19 protein-coding genes are annotated in these 24,942 nt (G+C 33.8%); 6 read left to right on the top strand and 13 right to left on the bottom strand.

The genetic code is table 11. The annotated features are described in order from the left end of the window. Nucleotides 1–9: 9 nt before the first annotated feature. The 11 genes from ABI657_RS00220 to ABI657_RS00170 all read right to left on the bottom strand — a co-directional run bounded on the left by ABI657_RS00220 (nucleotide 10) and on the right by ABI657_RS00170 (nucleotide 9,564). Nucleotides 10–414, bottom strand: a complete 405-nt coding sequence (locus tag ABI657_RS00220) for a response regulator (RefSeq protein WP_348095216.1) — start codon at nucleotides 412–414, stop codon at nucleotides 10–12. Continuing rightward, nucleotides 414–1,667 (bottom strand): ATP-binding protein, encoded by a 1,254-nt coding sequence (locus ABI657_RS00215; RefSeq protein ID WP_348095215.1) that lies wholly within the window; start codon nucleotides 1,665–1,667, stop codon nucleotides 414–416. Before ABI657_RS00215 ends, ABI657_RS00220 begins: the two co-directional genes overlap by 1 nt. Nucleotides 1,668–1,669: 2 nt before the next feature. Beyond that, nucleotides 1,670–1,969, bottom strand: a complete 300-nt coding sequence (locus ABI657_RS00210) for a circadian clock KaiB family protein (RefSeq protein WP_348095214.1) — start codon at nucleotides 1,967–1,969, stop codon at nucleotides 1,670–1,672. Between the two features lie 2 nt (nucleotides 1,970–1,971). Then, nucleotides 1,972–2,274, bottom strand: coding sequence for a circadian clock KaiB family protein (locus tag ABI657_RS00205; protein WP_348095213.1), 303 nt, complete (start codon nucleotides 2,272–2,274; stop codon nucleotides 1,972–1,974). Nucleotides 2,275–2,281: 7 nt separating this feature from the next. After that, the gene (gene kaiC, locus ABI657_RS00200) at nucleotides 2,282–3,955 is read right to left on the bottom strand and encodes a circadian clock protein KaiC (protein WP_348095212.1); all 1,674 of its coding nucleotides are present in this window, start codon (nucleotides 3,953–3,955) and stop codon (nucleotides 2,282–2,284) included. Nucleotides 3,956–4,209: 254 nt separating this feature from the next. Then, complete coding sequence (locus tag ABI657_RS00195; RefSeq protein ID WP_348095211.1) at nucleotides 4,210–4,533, bottom strand: hypothetical protein; 324 nt, start codon at nucleotides 4,531–4,533, stop codon at nucleotides 4,210–4,212. A 76-nt stretch (nucleotides 4,534–4,609) separates the two neighbouring features. Then, on the bottom strand, nucleotides 4,610–4,924 hold the full coding sequence (locus ABI657_RS00190; protein ID WP_348095210.1) for a hypothetical protein: 315 nt from the start codon (nucleotides 4,922–4,924) through the stop codon (nucleotides 4,610–4,612). A gap of 175 nt (nucleotides 4,925–5,099) precedes the next feature. After that, nucleotides 5,100–6,146, bottom strand: a complete 1,047-nt coding sequence (locus ABI657_RS00185) for a glycoside hydrolase family 130 protein (protein WP_348095209.1) — start codon at nucleotides 6,144–6,146, stop codon at nucleotides 5,100–5,102. A gap of 252 nt (nucleotides 6,147–6,398) precedes the next feature. Further along, nucleotides 6,399–6,713, bottom strand: a complete 315-nt coding sequence (locus ABI657_RS00180) for a hypothetical protein (RefSeq protein ID WP_348095208.1) — start codon at nucleotides 6,711–6,713, stop codon at nucleotides 6,399–6,401. A gap of 158 nt (nucleotides 6,714–6,871) precedes the next feature. After that, on the bottom strand, nucleotides 6,872–8,413 hold the full coding sequence (locus ABI657_RS00175) for a hypothetical protein (RefSeq protein ID WP_348095207.1): 1,542 nt from the start codon (nucleotides 8,411–8,413) through the stop codon (nucleotides 6,872–6,874). 413 nt (nucleotides 8,414–8,826) lie between these two features. Next, nucleotides 8,827–9,564, bottom strand: coding sequence for a hypothetical protein (locus ABI657_RS00170; protein WP_348095206.1), 738 nt, complete (start codon nucleotides 9,562–9,564; stop codon nucleotides 8,827–8,829). A gap of 534 nt (nucleotides 9,565–10,098) precedes the next feature. Here ABI657_RS00170 and ABI657_RS00165 point away from each other — a divergent pair. The 3 genes from ABI657_RS00165 to ABI657_RS00155 are packed head-to-tail and all read left to right on the top strand — an operon-like array spanning nucleotide 10,099 to nucleotide 13,842. Continuing rightward, entirely contained in the window at nucleotides 10,099–12,054 is a 1,956-nt protein-coding gene (locus tag ABI657_RS00165; protein WP_348095205.1) for an ATP-binding protein, read from the top strand. 9 nt (nucleotides 12,055–12,063) lie between these two features. Further along, entirely contained in the window at nucleotides 12,064–12,504 is a 441-nt protein-coding gene (locus ABI657_RS00160) for a response regulator (protein WP_348095204.1), read from the top strand. A 57-nt stretch (nucleotides 12,505–12,561) separates the two neighbouring features. Next, nucleotides 12,562–13,842 carry an ATP-binding protein gene (locus ABI657_RS00155; protein WP_348095203.1) on the top strand — a complete coding sequence of 427 codons (1,281 nt, stop codon included), beginning with the start codon at nucleotides 12,562–12,564 and terminating at the stop codon, nucleotides 13,840–13,842. A 501-nt stretch (nucleotides 13,843–14,343) separates the two neighbouring features. On the opposite strand, the gene ABI657_RS00150 is transcribed toward ABI657_RS00155, so the two are convergent. Beyond that, nucleotides 14,344–14,613: a hypothetical protein gene (locus ABI657_RS00150; protein WP_348095202.1), complete on the bottom strand. Its 270-nt coding sequence runs from the start codon at nucleotides 14,611–14,613 to the stop codon at nucleotides 14,344–14,346. 723 nt (nucleotides 14,614–15,336) lie between these two features. Next, nucleotides 15,337–15,486, bottom strand: coding sequence for a DUF2805 domain-containing protein (locus ABI657_RS00145; RefSeq protein ID WP_348095201.1), 150 nt, complete (start codon nucleotides 15,484–15,486; stop codon nucleotides 15,337–15,339). Between the two features lie 1,162 nt (nucleotides 15,487–16,648). Between ABI657_RS00145 and ABI657_RS00140 the strand changes: the two genes are divergently transcribed. The 3 genes from ABI657_RS00140 to ABI657_RS00130 all read left to right on the top strand — a co-directional run bounded on the left by ABI657_RS00140 (nucleotide 16,649) and on the right by ABI657_RS00130 (nucleotide 24,936). Beyond that, a complete protein-coding gene (locus ABI657_RS00140) occupies nucleotides 16,649–19,786 on the top strand; it encodes a TonB-dependent receptor (protein ID WP_348095200.1) in 3,138 nt (1,045 codons plus the stop codon). An 11-nt stretch (nucleotides 19,787–19,797) separates the two neighbouring features. Further along, entirely contained in the window at nucleotides 19,798–21,810 is a 2,013-nt protein-coding gene (locus tag ABI657_RS00135) for a RagB/SusD family nutrient uptake outer membrane protein (protein WP_348095199.1), read from the top strand. Between the two features lie 90 nt (nucleotides 21,811–21,900). Beyond that, nucleotides 21,901–24,936, top strand: coding sequence for a SusC/RagA family TonB-linked outer membrane protein (locus ABI657_RS00130; RefSeq protein WP_348095198.1), 3,036 nt, complete (start codon nucleotides 21,901–21,903; stop codon nucleotides 24,934–24,936). Nucleotides 24,937–24,942: the final 6 nt, after the last annotated feature.

The following is a 24,942-nucleotide window of genomic DNA, read 5'->3' as shown; positions in this document are numbered from 1 at the left end:
TATTAGAAACTACGATTCAATAATACTCAAAATCTTCTTTGGAATTTCTTCGAAAGCCTCGAAAGAGTAGGGTTTGATGAGGTAGGCTTTGACACCCAGTACATCGCATTTTTCTTTATAGGAAGGATTGATGCTGGTGGAATAGACAAAACAGGGAATGTTTTTTAATTCGGTAGTATTCAGGATTTCCTGCATTGCTTCGATACCGTCCAGGATAGGCATGTTGATGTCGGTCAGGATTACGTCAGGGTTTTCGTTGGCAGTATCTTTGAGGTAGTTCAAAAGCTCCTCGCCATTGGGTACCAGACTGACTTTCCCGAAATTAGGGTTTTTGGTAAAGGTTTCAAAGATCACATCAGCGTCATCGTTGTCGTCTTCGGCGATAATAATATGGAGGTTGTATTTTTCTGCCATTAGAGGGGGAAGTAAAGATTAAATGTTGTGCCCTCGTTGAGCGTACTTTCGACCGTAATGTTTCCGGAATGGTTTTCCATTATTTTTTTACAGATCGCCAGTCCGATACCGTTTCCTGAATACTCGTTTTTGGCATGCAGGCGCTGAAAAATCGTAAATATTTTAAGCAGGTGGCTGGACTCCATTCCGATACCGTTGTCCTTGATCTGAATCTTTACAAATTTAGTATATTGATTGGGTAATGCGGTACATAAATCACCTGCCTGGGAAATTTGAATTACGGGTGTTGCATCCGACTTGCTGTATTTAATAGCGTTGGAGACCAGATTGGCAAAAAGCTGGCGCATCTGTACCCTGGATGCTTTTATTACCGGTAGTTTTGCTATCTGGATAGTAGCTTTTTTATCGCTGATTATGATTTCGAGGTCTTCCATAACTTCAGAAATAATCGCTGCCAGATCTACTTCGGTATGTTCTTCCTGTGCGGTATGCGACGAATACTGTACAAGGTCATCTATAAGGGAATTTAAGCGCAGGGCAGACAATTTCATGACATTCATAGACCTGGCATCCATTTCTGAAAGGTAAGTTCCGTCTATTTTATCGCCATGCATGACGATTTTACGAAGAGGCTCCTTAAGATCATGTGATATAACGTGAATGAATTCCTTAAGATTATTGTTGGTCCGGTTCAATTCATTGATTTTATCCTCGAGTTCATGATGATGGCGAAACAGTGCCTCTTCATGTTTTTTCTTTTCAGTCAGGTCGGTAATGACAATTCCGATGGCTTCAACAGCTGGAGTAAGGTCGGTTAATGAAATGTGTGCGGGAAATTTTTTTGTGTTTTTATTAGATTTAATTAGGATTTCATGTGTTGTAATACCATATTTTAAAGCCTCAGTCACCTGGACAAACTGTGTTGGATTATCAAAATATTCATTAAGATAGGTTCCGATAATTACCTGAGAAGGTAAGCCTGTTAATTTCGCAAAATAGTCATTACAATATAGTATAAGCCCTTTGTTTGAAATACTTAAAGCGCCTTGTTTAAACTTTTCGATAAGCAACCTATAGGTATAGTCGGCAGTTTCCAGCGAATAAAGCTGTGGAACTCCATTTTTTTGTACTACAAGTGCATCGACATCTCCTTGTTTTATAGCATTTACAATGCTATTTGATTCAAAAAGCTCTTGTTTTAATGCGACAATTTCTGCCAGTAGTACGTCTATATTTTTATTGCTGCCCTTCAAAATTATTCGCTTATATTTAGTATGTTAAGTACCTTTTCCTTGTCGGATAAATCACCCAAAATGATCCTTCTCGGAGCAGGATATGTCCTGATTAATGTTGGTATGGCTACAATTTGATGTACCAGTGCCTGCTCTTTATCACGACTGATATCTATAATCTCTACCTCATAATTATTCGCCAGAAAAGTGTCGCAAATTTTGCGTAAATTTTCAATGGCATGTCCCGATTTTACAGACATACCTGAAACAAAAAGGGTAAATTTATGTTTGGTTGTGCTTGAGCCATCAGATGAATCTTTCATTTTTATGCGATTAGATTATAGGGTTTAATATTAAGTCCTACAAGCACTCTTTCTTCATTAGAAAGATCGCCTATTATTTTACGAATGGGTTCAGGAAACTTTCGTACCAATGTTGGTACGGCTAAAATTTGATCTCCCTCTGCTAATTGTGGGCTTTTGAGCAAATCTATAATTTCAATGCTGTATTTACCTTTTAAGTGTTGTTCGGCATATTTTTTTATATTTTCAAGAGCCTTAATCGATTTTGGTGTCTGACCTGCTATATACAGCAGCAATTGCCATTCGGCTACAATTTCTTTTTTCATTGTACTGCTATTTTTTTTTAGAGGACAGTTTTGTCTGCAATTCTTCTGTTGCTTTTAGAATACTCAACTCTTCCTCAACAGAGTCGAATTCATTTTTAAGCGCCTCAATATTGGCTTCCAGAACTTTTCGTTTACGGGCAATTTCCCTGTCTTTTCTACTAATTTCGTTTTGGAGTTTAATGTCTGAAATTGTTTGCTTAAACTTATAGGACTGTCGCGCAGCACCTGTCAGGATTCCGTTTGGTCCTAATTCGACATCTAACAATTCAATTCCCTTATTGGTTATTAAAAACTCCCTGACCTTATTAGAATGTCCCATACCTCTCGCTTTGATAATAAAAATCCCACGGTTTCTTTCTCCAATACCTTCCATATCACGCACGGTGATCCAGGTATCAACCAAAGAAGAAACCGATTCTTCTGCCAGGTCAGGCCTGACAGAATCTGTTTGTTTGTTTAAAGAGATAAAGAGTGCTGTAATATTATTGGCTTTGAGCATGTCAATTAACCTTACCAGCATGGAGCGGACTTCATGTTCACTTCCTACTGTGATAAGATTGCTGATAGGGTCAATAATTATAGTGGTAGGTTTAAAATCCCTAATTACTTTTCTCAGGGTAAGCAAATGCATTTCAAGACCATTTAATGACGGGCGAGAAGAATGAATTTGCAGTAAACCATTTTTAATATGTTTATCCAGGCTAATGCCTATTGATTTCATATTTCTAATCAGCTGGTCTGGTGATTCTTCAAATGCAAAATAAATTGTCTTTTCATTATTTTTGCATTGCTCATTCGCAAAATAGCAGCCCACGGTTGTTTTGGCTGTACCGGCTGTACCGGATACCAGTATATTGTTTCCGCGATAAAATCCCCCTCGGTCAAACATATCGTTTAATCCGGGAACTCCTGTAGAAATAATATCTGATGAAACCTCATTGTTGAGTTTTAACGAGGTAATGGGCAGCACCGAGATTCCGTCATCATCTATTAGAAATGGATATTCATTAGTGCCATGTGTGGATCCCCTGTATTTTACGATTCGAAGTCTTCTGGTTGAAACCTGTTCTATTACGCGGTGGTCCAGAACAATTACACAGTCTGAGACATATTCTTCTAAACCCTGACGGGTTAAAGTGGCTTCGCCGCGTTCTCCTGTAATGATTGCCGTAACGCCTTTTGTTTTAAGCCAGTGAAATAATCTTCGTAATTCTGCTCTAAGAATCCCCTGATTATCAAGACCGGCAAAAAGGGATTCTATCGTATCCAATACCACGCGTTTCGCTTTTATGGAATCAATGGCATGGCTTAATCTGATAAATAAGCCATCAAGATCATATTCTCCGGCTTCTTCAATTTCTGAGCGTTCCACACGTACATGATCTACAACCAGTTTCTTCTCTCCTTTTAGTTTTTCGAGGTCGAACCCAAGTGATTTTACGTTCAGGGTAAGATCGTCCGAAGGTTCTTCAAAAGACATGAAAACGCCGGGTTCGTTAAATTCTGTAATGCCCTTGATAAGGAATTGCATGGATAGTAATGTCTTTCCGCATCCGGCACCGCCACATATTAATGTAGGGCGTCCTTTTGGGAAGCCGCCATCGGTAATTTCATCTAAACCATCAATTCCTGTTGGTGTTTTAGGAAATTTAAAATGTTGTATTTTCGATTTTTCTTGCACGTTATAAATGTTCAGAGATACACTCAAATATACGTTTTATGATTTTATCTGCAATAAACATTTATTAAGATTTAACAGCTGTTTAATGAATTTTTTCATAAAAATTAAGAAAAATCAGTATAAAAAAGGAAAAAAGAGATGATTTTCAAAAGAGGCAATTCATTAATTAAGTACATCAATTTCATCAGAATTATGGTAAGTAAATGTTATAATGAAAATGGAATTAGCCTGGACAGCAGCGGCATCCTTTTTTGTTACTGCACTGATTTATTGCCATAATTATTTAATAAGTAGAAAATCAATCCACTTATAAAATAAAGAAAAACATCAATAGGATCAGAAGTATATCGTAAAGTTTTGGCAGGCAGGTAATATTCAAAATAAAAGGAATAATAAACAGCGAGGCAAAGAATCACTCCTAAAGGAATTTGGTAGGTTTTGTTTTTTTTCAGACCTCTGAACAAAAGTGTGATAATGGACAATACAACAGGCAGGCACAAAAAATCATTTACATAATTGTTAATCCATGTTGGAATAGCTGTATTTGTGAGCTGCAGCAAATAGATTATGACAGCCACTAAACAAATTATAAAAAAGATGGGCTTGAACAACTTTAAATGCTTTGCGTTATATAGCATAGTTACATTCTTTAAGTTAACCTGCTGCTATTGCGATTACTCCTGCAATTAAAGCTCCGATGACCAAGGCGCAAAATGTCCAGACTGAATGTAAAATACCGACACCATACCTGATGATACTATTAGGATGATTTTCTGCTTTTTGAAGAATCCTTTCAATTTTGTTTGGACCGTTAATTTTATCTTCTTCAACCCTTTTTTGAATTTTCTGATCACTTTCAATTTTACGTTTAAGAATAACATTGATAAGTGTTCCACAATGGATACAATAATCACGATTTTGATTTCTCGTATTGCATTGAGGACATTTTATAAATGAATTTTGAGCCATGACAGTTTAATTTATGGAGTGCTACGAATTGCTGATAAGTCGTGCAAATATAATCTAAAATTGACGTTTTTATAGCATGGGCCAGCTATTTACAGCGTAATGATCGCTTCGTTTTTGAATCTTTTTGAAGAAAATATTTGCTAAATCAATGCTTTAATTTTATGCTGCTTTGTTCTCAATCTAAAGCTTCCAGAATTTCTTGTATAGAAAAATGGGCACCGCATACAAACTCATCCGCTGCTCCATAATACAGGGTTAACCTGTCACCTTCTACGACATGGCCATTAGTGAAAACCACATATCCGAAAAAGCCGCTGAGTTCATAATTTTCCTGAGGCATCATTATAGGGTCTGTTGTTCTTGCAATTACTTTTGAAGGATCTTCGAGATCCATTAGAAAAGCGCCAAGACAATATTGATTTTCAGCGTTTGCACCATGATAAATTTCCAGCCAGCCTTTTTCAGTTTTTATTGGAGCAGCACCCGCACCAACCCTTGCACTGTCCCACAATCCCTGACGGATTTTGACGATGCATTTGTGATTTCCCCAATGAATACCGTCGTTTGATTCGGCAATCCAGATATAATTACCTCCAATTGCCGGGCTGCTGGGGCGATGCAGGGCATAAAATTTACCGTTTATTAATTCCTCGAAAATAGCACAATCCTTATTATGCGGAGGAAAAATCATTCCTTTTGATTCGAAATTTTTCCAGTCTTTTGTAGTGCGTAATCCAACACCCACACCATTTTCAGAAACTGCTGTGTAGGTTAGGTAATAGGTGTTGCCTATCTGGCTTACCCTGCAATCTTCTATACCAAACTGTTCCAAAACACCGCTGCCTGTTAAAAGAGGGTCGTCCTTTGGTTCGTAAAAGTTAATTCCGTCATCACTGCAAAGCAATCTAAGGTGTGAAAGTGTAGTCAGGTAATCAAGGCCTTTATAATTAATTACCCGGGCATCATTAGCTATCAGGTCTGGATCGTTTAGGGGTATTTCTATTATTTCTACTTTTCCCAAGGTATTCATAGCGGGAAAGAAAATAACACCTTCTTTTTGCGTAATCGACTCTGCTACTCTTACGAGCAGCCATATTTTTTTTTCAAATACAAAAACTCCGGGATTTAAAAGGCTTATAATTTGTAAATCGCTGTTACTTGCCTTTAAATCTTTTGGCATTAATAATGGATTTTCGGGAAAACGCTTGGCTATGTCGCTCATAAAAGTATTATTTAAGGGAATATTGACTTATTTTTTTAAAATAACTACCTGCCTTCAATAAAGGTGTTGAGGTTTAAAATTAATAAAATTTTGCAATTAGAATCTTATACAATATAATACACAACTTACAGATTTAGTAGCAATTAATCATAAAATTGTAGTTTAAATAGGTCGTATCTAAATCTCTTATATCATTTGAATAGCACTATTGAAAAAAAAACTCCATTATTGGTATAATGGAGTTTTTTAATTCTATTCGTCAGACTTGTCATTCTGGTTAATTTTTTCGTCATCCAATTCATCCAGTTGGTCTTCCGACTCAGCATGATTGGCATCATACTCGTCTAATGTTCTTCTGTCAGGATCATGATCATCATTATCAGGAAGATCCTGAGCAATACTGGCATTCTTTTGAAAATAAGGATCAGAAGGATCATTATCGCGATTTTGCTGATCATTATATGAATTGTCCAGATATTCGTTAATTGCAGGTTCTTTGTCCTGCATTATTTCTGTATTAAAATCAGGGTCATTGTGACCATAATTTATGTTACTATCTCTTTCCATAATCTAATTGATTTTAAGTTAAATTATTGATTTACTATATGTTAGTGATTTCAATAAACTCAAATTTAAGTCCCTTGTAGGATTATAGTATTATAACATCTTTGTGTTAGATTATATTATTTTCAGTTTAAATAGCCAACATTGTAATTTAAAACAAATTAATTATCGCAAAAAGATCCAATTTGCTGTAAATGTTTCTCTGTCTGATATTTATTGAAGTTATCCCATTTTGGAGGGGAACTGGTTTTTTGTCCGTACATTGAATCCAGGCAAACATTGTTATCCTTGTATTTATTATGTAAAACCGCCAGAATTTTAAAGAAAAAGTCCTCTAACATTACAATTGTTTCAAATTCTGATTGTAACTGATCATAGTTTGGATCTTCAGTATTTAATATTTGTAGTAAATCCAGAACCTCTTTCTTTTCGGTTTCGCTGATTTCAGCTAAATAGCCCATTTTTAAGCTTTTAAATACGATGTTATTCCAGACAGCACTGTCATGACCCCATTGCACGTCAGGCAGATTTAAGGAATGCTCACAAATTAAAATAATGGAAAAAAGCACATCATTTAAATATTCAGCCGGAAATTCATCAAAACTCCTGAATTCGAAACCGCTCTGGTACATTTTTTCCTGATTGAAATCAAGACCTACTTCAGAAAGCATTTCATATTCCATATCAGTTTCAATCTGATCACGCCACCAGATGTTTTCTTCTTTTTCAAATTTTAGCAATTTTCTAAAATCATCGACATTATACGTTAAAATTTTACCTTTTGGCATTGCTTTATTATAAGTTCCAACGCCAATATAGCGGGACATTGCATTTCTCATTGAACCCAAAGTAAAGTTTTTGTCCAGACTGTATTTGTCACTTATCACGCCCATAATATCCGGACTGCCAAGAGTGGCGATGAAAAAGGGTTCAAACCATTGCAGCAGGTAAATGGCATTAGCATGGGTTTTTTCGAAATGATTATAATCGACAATTCTGCTGTCTTCTGTCAGGGAGGGTAAAGTGATGTGAAAATGGTACGTTCCGTTATTAAACAAAACGAGGTTTTCCTGATTGGTCATAAACATGTTAAGCCCATTATTATAATCAGGAAAATTTAATTTTCCATTCAACAAAGCCGATTCATTGATTTTATCAAGGAATAGCTTCTTCGTGGCTTTTAGTTCTTTGCAAGAATCAGCGATGGTTCTGTTTTCAAAATATTTAGTAACAAATTCAATAGAATCACCGTCAAAATGTACAGAACCCATGGTTTTGTTTCTTTGCGTTATCATACTTTGAATATTGTAGGGCTGATCCTCAAGAAAAATTTCCATGATGGATTTTCCAAGATAGTCTGGATTTTCAAGAGGTTGTGCAAGTACTTCACCGTTTTCTGTATCAACAAATGCCTTTACAGGCGATAATGTTTTATGCTGGTAGTTAAGATCCAGTTTTTCCAGTGAATGACTGTTCATCATCCGGCTCACTTTGTAGTTTTCATTCCATCCAAAAGCTTTTTTCAAAATAGGAGCAAGGCTTTCCGGTTTATAGCATTTTCTGTAATCGATGCTGTATTTCTCAAAACCGATTTTTTCTTGTATAAATTCACCAGAAACTATTAGGGATTCTTCAAATTGCATGTAGGTTTCGTTTTCTAATCCAATTCCCCAATAATATTTTTTTGTCTGATTGTCTTTCATTTATACTTACTTTCTTTTTTTATGATTGATTAATTTTTAAAGTATTATTTGCAAGTAAAACATCTGGCCTTTTAAGTATTGGAGGCTCAAAAACGTTTAATGGATTAGGTTGTTGAATCCATTAAAAGCTTCTTACTTTTAAAATAACAGAAATATATTCTTCTCAGAAAATTATACTTACAGGAATTGAAGGATTGATAAAAGTATTCTTATAAGAAGTTTATAAAATACTGTCGTTATTAATCAATTTTATATCAATAATTTAAAGTAGATAATAGCTTATTTTTAAATTTGTGCTAAAATGTTTTTTGAGGATGCAAAAGTAGTTTTTTATTATATTATATGCAAGTCGTTAACAGGCTGATAATCAATAATTTTTCAGATACTTCAAGCAAACAGATTAATTGTCTTATTTAGTCATGGTAATAGAATACATGAGAAGAATATAATTCATCATTCCACCAGTCTTTTCTTACTTCCGAAAAATAATTATAATTTAGCTTCCCTGCCTGAGACTGTAAAGGATAGAGTACTTTACCATTCTCCCGATACGCTTTGTATAATTCTGTTTCAGGGATAACAGGAACAATATGACCAGACAGTCCTTTTATTTTTCTTTTAGCGCAAATTATTCCAATTCCGCCGTTGGCATTTACTTTATTTTGAATTTCATCAACGCTCGTCATTCTATGCCAGCCAAAACTGGCTCCCCATTCTAAAAACCAGTCGTGTATGGCACTGGAAAAAATGCGGTCCACTGTTTGTTCAAATACAGCTTCAACTTTCTCTCCCTGCATTATTTTTTCGAGTGATTCGTTTGTCCACCAAACAGTTGGGAGGTATACTTTGCAGAAATAGCAATAATCATAAGAGTACACATTACAGTAGGTGTCTTCTATGGTTTTTTGATACCTGATACTTGCATTAACATCAAGTTTGTCAATGATTCGGGCAATACTTGCTTTTTTACTGGAAATATCAGTCTGGTCCCTATACGGAATACTGGAATCAGCGAGAGGCGTTTCTTTCATTTCAATAGAATCTAATTGAGATTCCGGATGCGGTAATAAATGGGCTTTTGTTATTTTAGTATTTGATATTGGATTATCAATCAGATTTAATGATGTAGCTGATACGGTAATTTTTTCCATCTTTACTGCTTAAAATTAATTGGTTAACACGAAATGGATTGGCAATACATGATTTTGTTAACCAGAAGCAAATATAGTTTATTTTAACTTGAAGGTTCAGCAAAAAACACATTTAGAAGACAATATTCTATAAGCTTGTTTGAAGTTTCTGACTTCGGAAAAATCATTAGTTATTACATTTTTTATACAAATTATATGAGACTTATAAAATATTATTTTAAATTTTGAAGTCTTTACTGAAAATTTACTGTAAGTAAAGCCCTGATTTATAATACCACAGGTAATTTTTAATTTATTATAATCTAATTCTTGTTCAATTTGATAGTATATGTATTCTTTTACTTTTTATTTCGATCAATTAGTGTTTTTTGTCAAATTAAGTTTTTATTGAGGATTATTCATTACATTCGCCTCACTACCTCAAATACATCAAAATATTTTATTTTAAGGTAAATTTTACATGTTACTTAATAATAAAATATCGTTGTTTTACAAGTGAATCCAGCCATTTTTTATAATAAAGTTTAATTCAATATGAGCAACGCAGAAAAAAATGAGGTTAAGGAACAAACTGTCAGTAAAGTGGCATCATTTGATACCGAAAAAAATGAGCATTATGCTGCAGAACTAAACATCGCCAAAGAGGAATTACTTTTTCAAAATTTTGAAAAAAAGAAAAGGGCAGCTGAACTCATTATCGCAAATACAGAACTCGTATATCAAAACGCAGAAAAAGAAAAAAGGGCAGCTGAACTTTTTATTGCCAATGAAGAGCTTCTTTATCAGAACACGGAAAAGGAAAATCGAGCCAATGAACTCATCATTGCCAATAAAGAACTTATTTTTCAGAATACAGAAAAAGAAAAAAGGGCAATGGAACTTATTGTTGCCAATAAACAACTTGCCTTTCAAAATGATGAAAAAGAAAAGCGCGCTGCAGAACTTATTATAGCCAATAAGGAACTTATATATCAAAATGCTGAAAAAGAAAAACGGGCATTGGAACTTCTTATTGCCAATAATGAACTTGCTTTTCAAAATAAAGAAAAACAAAAACGCGCCGACGAGCTGCATTTTGTCAACGAACAGCTTAAAGCCAAAGAACAGCAGTTAAGTAATCATATTAATGCAATTGCTGTCTCAAATGCCTCAATTGAGTTTGATCTTGAAGGCAATATCTTAGATGCCAATGATAACTTCCTTAAAATTATGGGTTACAGCCTGCACGATTTGCTGGGGAAACATCATAGTATTTTTGTAGATAAAGCCTATTCTGAATCTTTAATTTATGAATTATTCTGGAATAATCTAAAGCAGGGAATCCATCAAAAAGATGAATTTGAAAGAATCAATAAAACTGGTAAAATGGTATGGCTACTCGGAAGTTATAATCCTATTTTAGATATTGACGGAAAGCCATACAAAATATTGAAGCTTGCAACAGATGTTACTTTAGCAAAAAAACAATTTCTTCAATTAGCCGGACAAGCCACAGAAAAGGAAAATCGCGCATTAGAATTAGTCATAGCCAATAAAGAACTGGCATTTCAAAATGAGGAAAAAGAAAAGCGTGCGGCTGAATTGATTATCGCCAATAAAGAATTGGCCATCCAAAACAGAGAAAAAGAACAGCGGGCTGCAGAACTCATTATTGCTAATAAAAAATTAGCATTGGAAACGATCCAAAAAGAGAAAAGAAAAGCCGAAAAGCTAAAAGCTGCCGCTGAATTTCTTATTACGAATACTGAATTGGCTTATCAGGAAAAAAGAGGTAAAGAACTTTTTCTTGCTAACAGCGAACTCAAAAAAGCGCAGGAAGAACTCGAAGCTTTTTCTTATTCCGTTTCACATGATTTAAGGGCTCCTATACGGGCTATTAACGGATATACACAGATTTTAGTTGAAGATCATGCCAAATTTATTGATGATGATGGTCAAAAGATTTTACAGGCAGTAATACACAATTCCAGAAAAATGGGACTGCTGATTGATGACTTGCTTGCCTTTAGTAAATTGGGACGTAAACAAGTAACCAGCGAACCTGTAAATATGGGTGTTCTAGTAAATGATGTCATTAATGAAGTTGTTTCTGAAAATGGAAACACCATTCCGGTATTTGATATTGGACCCATTATTCCAGCTGTTGGGGACGCATCTTTAATTAAACAAGTTTGGATTAATCTTATTTCCAACGCAATTAAATATTCAAAATATAAACCTGAAATTCTCATAAAAATTTCCTCTTATACTGAAAAAGATAAAATTGTATATTGTGTGAAAGATTTCGGGGCTGGATTTGACATGGAATATTACGATAAATTATTTGGTGTCTTTCAGCGCCTGCATTCACAAGAAGAGTTTGATGGAACCGGAATCGGTCTTGCCATAGTACAAAAAATAATAAACCGCCATCATGGCACCGTGTGGGCAGAGTCAAAATTAGGTCAGGGTGCAGCTTTCTATTTTACACTTCCAAATATTAATCATTAAAACAAAAAGATGAATTACGACGACGTTGAAATTTTATTTGCCGAAGATAGTATGGATGATGCCATACTTACTATAAGGGCATTGACAAAAAGTGGGTTTACAAATAAACTGCTTCATGTTAAAGATGGTGCTGAAGCACTTGATTTTATATATTGCCGTGGAATTTATGCCGACAGAAATCCAAATAAGCACCCGAAACTGTTTCTATTAGATCTTAAGATGCCAAAGGTATCCGGTATGCAGGTACTCGAAAAAGTGAAGAGTGATCCTAACTTAAAATCAATACCGGCAGTTATATTAACTTCCTCTCAGGAAGATCCTGACATTGCTAAATGTTATGATCTTGGTGCCAACAGCTATATTGTAAAACCGGTTGACAGTAATAATTTTTTCAATGCTATTAAAGAAATGGGTATGTACTGGATGATTCTAAGCCAGCCTTCTCTTTAAAGAGCAGGCTTTAACGGCTGAATTTCCCTATGTGCCCACTAAATAATTGCCAACAAAATGGAGAAAAAGATTAAGATATTGATTCTGGAAGACAACATTTCTGATGCAGATTTAATTCTGCGGCAACTTCACAAATCAGGAATGAACTTTTTATCGAAAACTATAGAGACTCGAAAAATGTTTGAAGAGGCATTGGAAACTTTCTTTCCGGATATCATTCTTTCTGACTATTCATTACCTGCATTTGATGCTGTATCAGCATTTAAACTTCTTAAAAGCAAAAGCCTTAACATCCCTTTTATTATAGTATCCGGAACTATTGGTGAAGAAAATGCTGTATTGCTTTTAAAAGATGGAGTAACCGATTTTGCTTCTAAAAACAACCTCATGACTTTGCCCCAAAAAGTAATCCGGGGAATCAAGGAAGCTGAAGAAAGTCTTGAAAAAAAAGAAATTCTTGAAAAATTAAAAATACAGACTGCCGCACTGCTTATTGCAAACGAAGAACTCAAATTTCAAAATAACGAAAAAGAAAAAAGGGCGGTAGAATTACTCAATGCGAATAAAGAATTACTCGCATTCAATTTTATATCCAGTCACGACCTGCAGGAGCCTCTGAGAAAAATTCAAACCTTTATCTCAATAATCATGGAGAATGAAGCAAAAAACATGAGTGAAGCAGGTAAGAAAAATATGGGGCGTATTCAAGTAGCTGCTACCAGAATGAGACAGTTAATTGAAGATTTATTGGCTTTTTCGCGTGTTAGTACTTCGGGACGTAATTACGAAATGAGTGATCTGAAAAACATAATTGAAGATGTTAAAGCAGAATTAAAGGATACTATTAAGCAAAAAAAGGCAACAATAGATATTATTGAACTCGTACCGATAAACATAGTTACATTTCAGTTCAGACAGCTTATTTATAACCTGATAAGCAATGCTCTTAAATTTGCCCATCCAGAGTTATTGCCCCATATTAGTATACAATCTACTAATCTTAAACAGGATGATTTTAAGTTAAAAAACCTAAATTCCAAACAATTAAATTGTGATTATTGGAATTTAAGTATTAAGGATAATGGAATTGGTTTTGACCCTGAATTTAATGAGCTTATATTTGTAATGTTTCAAAGATTACATCATCGTCATGAATATTCCGGTACCGGAATTGGGCTTACCATAGTAAAGAAAATTGTGGATAATCACAACGGAATTATAGCTGCAAACGGTATATTGAACAAGGGAACGACTTTTGATATTTTTATTCCAATTGAACAAAAAATAAATTCTGATTCTTTAGAAATCGATAGGGCTATTCTGCCAATGCTACTTTAAGTTTATGTATATCATATAAGACAGGATTTTTTTTATTAAATATTTCAGTTCACAACAAATTAATTTAATATTAATTTCATATGACTGTCTCAAAATAAAATAATATAATTAAATCATTATAAATTATAAGGCTTTCCTTTCCCACTCTTTTCATTTATATCGTGTTAAATTGCTTTGGATCATAGAACAATTTTTCAGTTTTTATAAGTTGCCATGTTATTTTTCCCATCCGATGCCTTCAATTTCAGAAATGCTCACATGCTTTCATTCAAATCGGAAGAACCTACGAATGTCAACATCATCGGCATCAAAAAAATAAGGATGGAAGTACGCAGTAATTGGTAAATAAATTTACAAAAAATATAATGGTAAATACCAATCGGTATGTGGAAATAATGGTTTATTATTTCGTTAAAGTAAAAAATGTACTTCCAAGTTTAATTTTACTGTTTAGTTTGAAGAAAATACATTCAAATCAAACCAGGAAGTACCTAAATTCTATTAGGAATTGTAGGAATAAGAATCTGTTTCAAAATCCAATTCTGAATTTAAAAGGTCCTTATATTTAGCCAGTCCAATAGCTACTATAGGAATTGATAATTTTCCAATTACGGAACTCGCCTGGTTTTTACCTATTTTTTTGAGATAAGCAGACAAAAGTAAGGATCCAATTGCTCCATATAATAAATAATTAGCCGGAACATCCGCTATTTTACTTTCAATAAATGTCTTGATATCATCAAGATTGTCTTGATTAACTAAATTTTCCATAATTTTATTATTTAATTTTTTTTGATAATTACTAATTCGAATTTATATGTTTATTAATGCTTTCATTTACAGCATTGGAAAATTTACTTATATAATTTTCAGAAGATTAGAATAAAAATTCAATAAGAAGGATTAAAACCGGAATTGGTAATAGTGTTCGCTCTTTGAATATCTACAAATTTATCATCTCACAAGGAATCTTCAGTAATGTGTATTTGTACATTTTGACCAATAAACTTTGTTGTATTATCATGGTGAGATTAACTTTTCTTTAAATTCAATTTCCATTTGTATCAGACATCCTTTACAAATGGCGCCTGAAAATCATTTTTGAATTCAGAAGTAATTCAACCACGTCAAATTCTGATATTTTACCATCATACCCTGCAGAAATGTGATAGTCTTTTCTGTAGATGGATTCATTAAATAATTTTAAGTATAAAATCCAGATTCTGGAATATTTTTGAAAGTATCTCTTTCTGATGGTGTTGGTATTAAAAAATTAAGCTAATAGTGCATAATTATTCCCAATATGAAATATAGAACTGAAAACAGACAAAAACACATTGACTGATTCACATTTGGTAGCAATCAATGAAACACTTTAAATCCACAAGACTATTGATCAGATGAACTCTTTTATGAATGTCCAAATTATTAATATCGATACTATTCATATACATTTTTTTCATCTTCTTTTGGAAATTACATAACTGCTAAATTTTAGCTCTTTTTCATTAAAGCTTTAACATCGGATTCTGATAAATCAAATTGAAATTTTATTGCATCAAATGTTGTTTGGTCTTCCCATGCCATTTCAATAATTCGATCTAAATCATTATCAAGCTTATTGTTTAGAAATACAGGATTCATTTTGTTTATATTTTTAAACAAAAGTGATGTTTTATATAATCTTTTATAAAAGCTTGATATTTATTTTGCTATAATTTTCGTAAAAAATAATTTAAATACAATTACAAATAAATGTATTTTTCACATTTATCATTTATTCAACATTTTAATAGATTGATTATTTATTTTTTAAGAATGAAATTGTTTGTTTGTGTGTTTTTAAGTTATATTTAAAAAATTAACAAATTAAATAAGTAATTTATATAAAAAAACGCCTTTTTTTTTGTACTGTGTAAAAATAAATTAAGCAATCGGTTGCTTCATATTTATTTTTATATATATTTGTTAAATAAATTAACATATACAGGTTGTTGTAATGATATTTTAACTAATTATTAGTATTATATGTGTGTCAATTTAAAGTCTTGGCTGACGCACACCCAGTAAAAGATGCAATTTGATAATTAATTTATAAATCTGGCAAAATTAATAATAAAGTTAAAAATAGAATAATAGTTAAAATAGTAATTGTCCAAACAATCCTTTATTTAAACACAATTTAAAGAAATGATTAATTATACTAACGTTTAATTGTGTAAAAGTTAAGCAACCGTTTGTTTAAAATAGTAAGGAATTAATTCTGAGGAAAATTAAAAAAATGAATCTAATTTTGAATGTATTTTAGTTTTATAGTAATAAAAATTAAAATAAAAAAAAATGAAAAACTAACACTTTATTAACCAAAAAACCACTAACTAAAAACCAAAAGCGTATGAATAATTTAACTTAATAGTATTTTTGCATTTGGAAGTAATCATTATGTATGCTTTCTTGGGTATTCATAAACCAGAGTTGTTTTCCAAAATAATCTGACAATAAGTAATCTGCCCCTTATTACGTTTTATTTGTCTAAATAGTTCCAAAAGTAAGTTTGTAATTAAATTTTACCACAATCCATATAACGCATTCAATATAAGTTGTTGTGTATTTTGAATATTTATTTTATTCAAAATATATTCTACCCATTTTCAAATTTAGAATTAGTATTCTCTCTGATACTATTTTGAATATGATGTGCCGTTACTATGTTCGTAAATTAATATTCTAATTTGTAATAAATTAAAAAATGTTAAAACATTATAAAAAAATACAATTTGTAAAAATGCTGTATAAAAGTAAATTCATGGTATTTACAGTTTTGATTCCATTTATGTTTCCTAATTTATTGTTGGCAACAGAGGCAAGAACGGCTTTTTCTTGTGTGAAAAATGAATTTAAACTAAAAGATCAAAGCTTTACTGTTACAGGTACAATTATTTCTACAGTCGATAATTTGCCAATTCCTGGGGTAAACATTGTTGTTAAAGATAATCCGGGAATAACTGCTGTTTCCGATTATGACGGAAAGTTTAGAATTAGTCTTCCTTCTGCTGATGCCATATTAGTTTTTAGCAGCATTGGAATGAAGACTATCGAACAAAGAGTTGTTGGAAATTCAGAGGTGAATATTAACATGTCCACCGACCAGACAGCCCTTACCGAAGTTATTGTTGTTGGTTTTGGTAGACAGAAGAAAGAAAGCGTTGTTGGTGCCATTACTCAAACTTCTGGTAAAGCTTTGCAGCGTACAGGTGGTGTGTCTAGTTTAGGTGCAGCACTTACAGGTAACCTTCCAGGTGTAACCACTTTGCAAACTACAGGAAAACCAGGAGAAGAAGATCCTGAAATTATTATTAGAGGCGTTAGTTCCTGGAATAATAGTAGTCCTCTTATTCTTGTTGATGGTATTGAACGCTCTATTAATAGCGTTGACATTAGCTCGGTTGAAACTGTTTCAGTATTAAAAGATGCATCAGCTACAGCGGTATATGGAGTTAGAGGCGCTAATGGCGTAATTCTTATTACGACAAAAAGGGGGGTTGCAGGTAAAGCTAAAATTGATTTTGGTTTTAATTCTGTAATGAAATCAGTTTCAAAACTTCCAGGTAAACTGGATGCATATGATGCTCTTTTAGTAAAGAACAGGGTAATTGAATATGAATTAAACCAACAGCCGACTAGTTGGGATTATATGAGATCTCAAGCCTTTATTGATAACTATCGTAATCAAACTACTCTGGAACAAAGAGAAAGGTATCCTAATATTGACTGGCAAGACTATTTATTTAAAGATCAGGCAATGGCTTACAATGCTAATGTAAATATATCAGGAGGAACAGAGAGAGTGAAATATTTCGCAGCTGTTGATTATGTTAATGAAGGAGATCTTGTTAAAGTGCCACCAAGTGGCCAGGGTTTTGAATCTGGATACAATTATAATAGATTAAATACCAGAGCTAATTTAGATTTTGAGTTAACAAAATCAACTACATTTAGAGTAAATCTATCAGGTTCCTATGGTCTGAAAAAAGCACCCTGGAGAGTAATTTCTGAAGGTTATATGTGGGCGGGAGCTTATAGTACATCTCCTGACATTTATATGCCGATATACTCTGATGGATCATGGGGTTATTCTCCTGCAAATCAGGTAGATGGTGCTAATTCAGCACTTAATTTAGCTATAGGTGGATCAGAATCTAAAACAACTACCCGTATTGCAACAGACTTTAATTTGAAGCAGGATTTTGGAAAGTTACTTAAAGGTCTGTCGGCTAACATAACTTTTTCATTGGATAATAGCTTTCTTGAAGAACAAAGAGGAATTAATAATACTGGTTATGTTGTAAAAGAGAAATATATAGATCCTCTTACAGGAATTGTTACTATAAGAAATACTCCAGATGCAACAACTAATTTTGATTTTTACGAAGCGACTAACTGGTCTGTAAATGGCGGGACTATGAATGATAATGAAACGTACCGCAATTTAAATTATCAAGGGCAAATCAATTATGTTCGTGATTTTGGAAATCATGCTGTAACAGCAATGGGGAATTTTCAACGTCAGGAACAAGCGACAGGAGCCAGGATTCCATCATATCGTGAAGATTGGGTTTTCCGTGCTACTTATGGCTACAAAAAGAAATATTTTATTGATTATAATGGAGCTTATAATGGATCTGAAAAATTTGCAGCAGCAAACAGGTTTGGATTCTTCTCTTCAGGAGCTATAGGCTGGATGATTACAGAAGAAAAATTCATGAAAAAACTTACTTTTGTGGATCAGCTTAAAGTAAGGGCTTCCTACGGTGAGGTTGGAGATGATAGTTATAATGGTGGTCGTTGGTTGTATGAAAGTGTATACGGCAGTAATACTTCACAATCCCTTTTAACTCAGGGTAATCAGGGAGAATTAAGTACGTATGGCTGGATAACCCAAACTCAGATTGGTAATCCTAATATCGCCTGGGAAAAAGTGACTAAAAAAAATTTAGGAATAGATTTTTCTTTTCTCAATAAAATGTTTTCAGGTAGTGTTGATTTCTTTAACGACTATAGAACAAATATTATTATGAATGGAAGAGACAGAGCAGTGCCATCCTATTTTGGATTTGCTGCACCTGCTACTAATGCCGGTATAGTAGAGGTTAATGGTTATGAGATAGATTTTCGCTACAGTCAGACAATTTTTAACCAGATTCATTTGTGGGCTAATTTTTCTTTGACCCACGCAGTAGACAAAGTCATATTTAAAGATGATCCTGGGCTTCTTCCTGGTTATCGCCAAAAAGCAGGGTTTCCAAACAGGCAATCGTATTCATTGGTGGATAAAGGTTATTATAATAATTGGGATGAAGTATATGGTAGTACAGCATTTGAAAACAATGATTCTAAAATCCCTGGTAATTACAGAATATTAGATTATAATGGAGATGGAATAATTAATGGTCCCGGAGATACTGTTCCTTTTGATTATCCGTCAAATCCTCAAAATACTTACAGTGCCAGTGTCGGTCTTGATTGGAAAGGTTTTAGTGCCATGGTTCAATTTTATGGAGTTAGTAATGTTTCTCGTTTCATTGCGACAGAAAGTTTTCCTAAGGCTTATTTTAATACAGTCTATGAGCAAGGTACTTATTGGACAAAGGATAATCAAAATGCTGATGCTCCAATGCCTAGATTAAATAGTACTTTAAATTCATCTAGTAATGGTACCCGCTTTTTGTATGATGGTTCCTATATCCGTTTAAAAAATGCCGAAGTAGCTTATACTTTTACTTCAAATTGGACTAAAACTATCGGACTGGAGTCATTGCGTATTTATGCAAATGGTAACAATCTTTTATTGTGGACGAAAACACCTGATGATAGAGAAGTAAATGGAAATACTGCGTATCCATCAGTACGACGTATAAACTTAGGTTTTAGATTAACATTATAAAATACTATAAAATGAAAAAATATAATAAGATAGTACTGTGCTGTGGATTTTTCCTTTTTTTGGCCGGGAGTATTACTTCATGTAGTGATTATTTAGATATTAAATCAGGAGCTACAGGTAACCCGGATGACGCATATGCTAATTTCCGTAATTTCCAAGGGTTTACAGAAGAGTTATACAATTGTATTCCAAGTTTTTGTAATCGGGATGATAATAATTTTTTTAACAATGGCGAGGAGGAAATGTGGCAACAAAATGCTACTACTCAGGGTGCCTGGATTTGGCAGGTTGATTTGGGTAATTATAGAGCTTGGATAGGACCTGGTTTTGGTAATGGAGGTTCTTTCTTAGATGCTGTGAATGTTACTCCAGCTGCTCCCGCCGGATTAGCTACCGACAATGATAAAAGAACAAAAGCACTATGGGGAGGTTCCTGGTATGGAATCAGAAAAGCCAATATAGGCCTCGCAAATCTTGACAAAATGATAGATGCTACTCAGGAAGAAAAAGATATAATAGCAGGTCAATTGTATTTTTTTAGAGCATGGTTTCACCTTCAAATAATAACTTATTGGGGCGGGATGCCTTATATTGACCAGGTATTACCTTCTGATCAGCCCTTAAGATTACCTCGTTTAACTTATCAACAAACTGCGGATAAAATTGGTGAAGATTTTCAAAAAGCGTATGAATTATTGCCAGGAAACTGGGATGATGTAGCGGCAGGAAATGCAACTAAGGGTAAAAATGAACTTAGGATAAATAAATGGATGGCTACAGCTTATTTAGGTAAGAATTATTTGTATGCCGGAAGTCCATTGATGAATAAATCTTCAGGAGGAGGTGAACAATATAATGCAGAATATTGTAAAAAAGCTGCTGAGGCTTTTGGGAATTTATTGAATGCTGTTGAAAATGGGAGTTGTCAATACAGACTTCTTCCTTGGGGAACTAACGGTACGTCTTATGAGCAAGTATATCGTACTAATGGTCAGGGAGGAAGAATGCCAGGTTCTGCTGTAGAAAATGGGGTTCAATATCTCGAAGCCATTTTTAGAGGACCTAATTATGGCGGTACAGGTCAGTCTATGGATAAAGAATATTTATGTGCTGGAGTTTTATGGGACAGAAGTTGGTCACAATACCCTACTGCAAACTATGTAAATTATTTTGGGATGAATAATGGTATGCCAATTAATAGTGTAAATAAAGCAGATGTTGATGATGCGGTTTCAGGTTATGACACACACTATCCGTGGAAAAACAGAGATCCTCGTTTTTACCTTAATTTTGGTTTTGATACCAGAAAGATGGTAAATTCAACCGGTACAGCTCAGGCAAAACAATATACGTATGCTAATTTATATGATGGCGCTAAAGTAGGAAACTACAGATCAGAAAGAAATAAGGGGAGTAATACAGGTTATTTGTTAATGAAATTTGATCCTCTTGGATTTAATAAATTTGATAATGCCTTTAACAATCATCAAGTCCATATTCCATGGATGCGTTTGTCTGATGTTTATTTAATGTACTCAGAAGCAATTGCTATGGGACACAATAACATTCATGCTACTGCAACCACCTTCGGTCAGGATGCTGTTGCTGCTATCAACAAAGTGCGTAACCGTGTGTTACTGCCTAATGGCACTCCATTGCCAGGTGTTAATGCTGCTTTTTTAACGTCTCCGGAAATTTTCATGTCAGAAGTTAGACGTGAGCGTGCTGTTGAACTAGCATACGAAGGACATCGCTTTAATGATTTACGCCGTTGGCTTCTGTTAACTAAGTTTCCTTATAATGTTAAAACGGGAATTACTTTTGACCGTGATATTCCGGAAACTAATGATGTAACTCCAACTAATGTTTTCCTGGATAAGGTTAATCCTGAGAATAATAAAATAAATAACTTGAAGGAACATGTTGTTTTTGAACGTCTTTATTCAGATAAACATTATTGGCTTCCATTAAAACAGGCGGACGCTAGTATCTATTTAGAATTTGATCAAAATCCTGGCTGGTAATTGCAATATATAATCGAAAAATAAATAATAATGAAATATATCAAAATAGTTTTTTTTATATGCGCAATACACACTCTTTTCTCCTTGAAAATGAGTGCACAAGATAGCAAAATAATTATATCAGGGGTTGTGGTTGATAATAAAGGAAATCACATAGCAGGGGCAATAATCACTGGATCAAATAACCAAACAAGTGTTGCTAATGAGACTGGAGAATTTGCTTTAACAGTAGATAGGAGCAGTCCATTGATTATAAATGCTCCAGGATATAAAACCACTTCTGTTGAAGCTAAATCAGACTTGCAGACCATAATATTAGAATCTAGTGAAATGGTACAAGTGGCTTTTAATAAAGTTGATAAAGCAGATGTATTAGGGGGAGTTTCCTCTGTAAACATAGCTAATATGTTAGAAAGTAATTATACTACTTTTAGTTTAGATAACTTATCTGGCTACATTCCAGGTTATCATGGCAATATATGGGGTATGAATGGGAAATTAATATTGGTTGATGGTGTCCCTCGTGATGAATTTAATGTTCTCCCTTCTGAAATTGAAGAAATTACAGTATTAAAGAGTTCTGCTGCACTAGTATTATATGGAAGCCGCGCTGCAAAAGGGGTAGTTTCTATTATTACTAAAAGAGGAGCTGAAAAAAAGAACAGGTTTGATGTCCGTTTAAATACCGGTATATTGACTCCTAAACGTTATGCAGAATATTTAGGTTCGGCAGAGTCTTTGGGTTTGTATAACGAAGCAATTGTAAACGATAACATTTCAATTGTTAATAACCCGTCTTATACTTCTGAGGCAGAATTAGCAAATTACGCATCTGGTGTAAATCCGTATCGCTACCCAAATATTGATTTTTATTCATCTGATTACCTTAGAAAATTTTCTACCCGTTCTGAAATAGTGACTGAATATACGGGTGGTAATGAAAAGGCTCAGTTTTATGTGAATGTTGGAAATTACAATACTTCGGGCTTGATTGATATTGGCAATGGAAAAAAAGAAGGTGAAAATCGTTTCAATATCAGGGGAAATCTTGATATTAAATTAAATGACATGATTACTAGTAAAATTAATACCAGCGTTACTTTTTATGATGGTAACTCAGCTCAGGGAAATTTTTGGGGAAATGCCGCTACTCTTAAACCAAATCTATTCGCTCCTTTAATTCCATTGAGTTATTTGGAAAAAGCAGACGAAAAAACTCAAAATTATATTGCAACTAGTCCATTTATCATTGATGGTAAGTATTTATTAGGAGGTACTAGTACCCAACAAACAAATCCTTTTGCAGATATATATACTCGAGGAATTATTAAAGGGACTTATCGTAAATATCAATTTGATGCTTCGTTGAATTTTAATTTAGCAAGTGTTTTAAAAGGACTGACTTTTGATACACAATTTGCTATTGATTACAATACTCAGTATAGTCAAAATATTGATAATAACACGTATGCTGTTTATAGTCCAGGAACACCAAATACGAATCCTCCTGTTCCAGGCTGGCTAACAGATGGAGACGGAGATTATATTCCTACGTTGACTAAATTAGGGGCAGATCTAAATAATAACTCACGTTCGTTGGATAATGCTTACCAACGTCAGACCAAGTTTTTTTCAGGAGCATTTAAATACAAGTTTGATTACGACAGAGTGCATAACTTTTCTACAATGTTAATTGCTCATGGGTATACACTTGCTGAATCTGAAGTATATCATGCAATTGGAAATGCAAACTTAGGGTTTCAGTTTAACTACAATTACAAAAACACATATTACGCAGACTTTAGCCAAAACATGGTACATTCTGCCAGATTTGCGCCTAAACAGCGTGATGCATTCTCTCCAACAGTTTCGGTAGGATGGAGAATAAGTAATGAGAAATTCTTATCTGAATCTAATTTTATTGATGATCTAAAATTGACGGCTAGTGCAGGGATCTTAAATACTGATTTAGACTATGATGCCAATACTGGATACAATTTATATAAAACTTCTTACAGTAGTAACAACGGATCTTTTTTTTCATGGCAGGAAGGCCGTCAACTTAGAACAACTGATGTTCTTCGTGGAGAAAATTATGCTTTGGGATTTGAGAGAAGAAAAGAAATTAGTTTAGGATTAGAAGCCTCACTTTTTAAGAATATGATTCAGGTAAGTGCATCTTATTTTTACACCAGGTTTCTTGGTATTCCTGGACAGAATGTGAATGCTTATCCTAATTTTTTATCAGTTAATAATCCATCTCCATCATCATTCATTCCTTATGCTAATTTTGAAGGAGATCAACGTGAGGGATATGATTTAGGAATATCTTTTAATAAAAGAGTGAATAAAGTAGATCTGAATGTTGGTTTTGTAGCGACTTATTATGATACTAAAGCCTATACCAGAAACGATGTTCTTTATGCTGACGCTTATCAACGCCGTGCAGGCAAACCTATTGATGCGCTTTATGGATTAAAAAGTGATGGCTTTTTTAGCGTAGCTGATATAGCCGCCATGGCTAACAAAACCCCTGGAGCTCCTGTACCACAATCTTTTGGTGCTGTAAAACCGGGTTCAATAAAATATGTTGATGTTAACAATGATGGTGTTGTTGATAATAATGATCAGGTTTATTTAGGCAGAGGAGGATATGCAGGTTCGCCATTAACATTAGGCCTTAATGCAACTGCTAAATGGAATAATTTTTCTTTATTCGTAATGGCTAACCGAACAAGTGGTTCTTATGGTTTTAAAAACAACTCTTACTATTGGGCGTCAGGTATTAATGCAAAATATTCAGCTGCAATGCGTGATCGTTGGACAGAAGCAACTGCTGCAACAGCTACTTATCCAAGTTTGTCTACGGGTAATAATGGAGATAATAATTTTCGTAATTCCGATTTTTGGTTGTATAAAAATGATAGAATTAATTTAGCCAGAGTTCAATTGTCCTATGATATTCCTAAAGCAGTATTATCAAGAACTTTTATCAGCAACTTAGGATTTTATGTTAATGGTAGTGATTTGTTGACCATTTCAAAAGAAAAACAGCACATGGAAACAAATTTTGGTGCTGCACCTCAAATGAGATATTATAGTTTAGGTTTAACTGCTGCATTTTAATTTCAA

The organism is Flavobacterium sp. (assembly GCF_039930565.1).
Lineage (GTDB): Bacteria > Bacteroidota > Bacteroidia > Flavobacteriales > Flavobacteriaceae > Flavobacterium.
The sequence above is the reverse complement of the archived record's forward strand: the minus strand, read 5'-3'. Positions and strand labels throughout refer to the sequence as shown.

What these genes read in the sequence shown, in the direction of transcription:
- ABI657_RS00220 (WP_348095216.1), bottom strand. Translation starts at nt 414, where the DNA reads ATGGCAGAAAAATACAACCTCCATATTATTATCGCCGAAGACGACAAC.
- ABI657_RS00210 (WP_348095214.1), bottom strand. Translation starts at nt 1,969, where the DNA reads ATGAAAGATTCATCTGATGGCTCAAGCACAACCAAACATAAATTTACC.
- ABI657_RS00205 (WP_348095213.1), bottom strand. Translation starts at nt 2,274, where the DNA reads ATGAAAAAAGAAATTGTAGCCGAATGGCAATTGCTGCTGTATATAGCA.
- ABI657_RS00190 (WP_348095210.1), bottom strand. Translation starts at nt 4,924, where the DNA reads ATGGCTCAAAATTCATTTATAAAATGTCCTCAATGCAATACGAGAAAT.
- ABI657_RS00185 (WP_348095209.1), bottom strand. Translation starts at nt 6,146, where the DNA reads ATGAGCGACATAGCCAAGCGTTTTCCCGAAAATCCATTATTAATGCCA.
- ABI657_RS00180 (WP_348095208.1), bottom strand. Translation starts at nt 6,713, where the DNA reads ATGGAAAGAGATAGTAACATAAATTATGGTCACAATGACCCTGATTTT.
- ABI657_RS00175 (WP_348095207.1), bottom strand. Translation starts at nt 8,413, where the DNA reads ATGAAAGACAATCAGACAAAAAAATATTATTGGGGAATTGGATTAGAA.
- ABI657_RS00170 (WP_348095206.1), bottom strand. Translation starts at nt 9,564, where the DNA reads ATGGAAAAAATTACCGTATCAGCTACATCATTAAATCTGATTGATAAT.
- ABI657_RS00165 (WP_348095205.1), top strand. Translation starts at nt 10,099, where the DNA reads ATGAGCAACGCAGAAAAAAATGAGGTTAAGGAACAAACTGTCAGTAAA.
- ABI657_RS00160 (WP_348095204.1), top strand. Translation starts at nt 12,064, where the DNA reads ATGAATTACGACGACGTTGAAATTTTATTTGCCGAAGATAGTATGGAT.
- ABI657_RS00155 (WP_348095203.1), top strand. Translation starts at nt 12,562, where the DNA reads ATGGAGAAAAAGATTAAGATATTGATTCTGGAAGACAACATTTCTGAT.
- ABI657_RS00150 (WP_348095202.1), bottom strand. Translation starts at nt 14,613, where the DNA reads ATGGAAAATTTAGTTAATCAAGACAATCTTGATGATATCAAGACATTT.
- ABI657_RS00145 (WP_348095201.1), bottom strand. Translation starts at nt 15,486, where the DNA reads ATGAATCCTGTATTTCTAAACAATAAGCTTGATAATGATTTAGATCGA.
- ABI657_RS00140 (WP_348095200.1), top strand. Translation starts at nt 16,649, where the DNA reads ATGGTATTTACAGTTTTGATTCCATTTATGTTTCCTAATTTATTGTTG.
- ABI657_RS00135 (WP_348095199.1), top strand. Translation starts at nt 19,798, where the DNA reads ATGAAAAAATATAATAAGATAGTACTGTGCTGTGGATTTTTCCTTTTT.
- ABI657_RS00130 (WP_348095198.1), top strand. Translation starts at nt 21,901, where the DNA reads ATGAGTGCACAAGATAGCAAAATAATTATATCAGGGGTTGTGGTTGAT.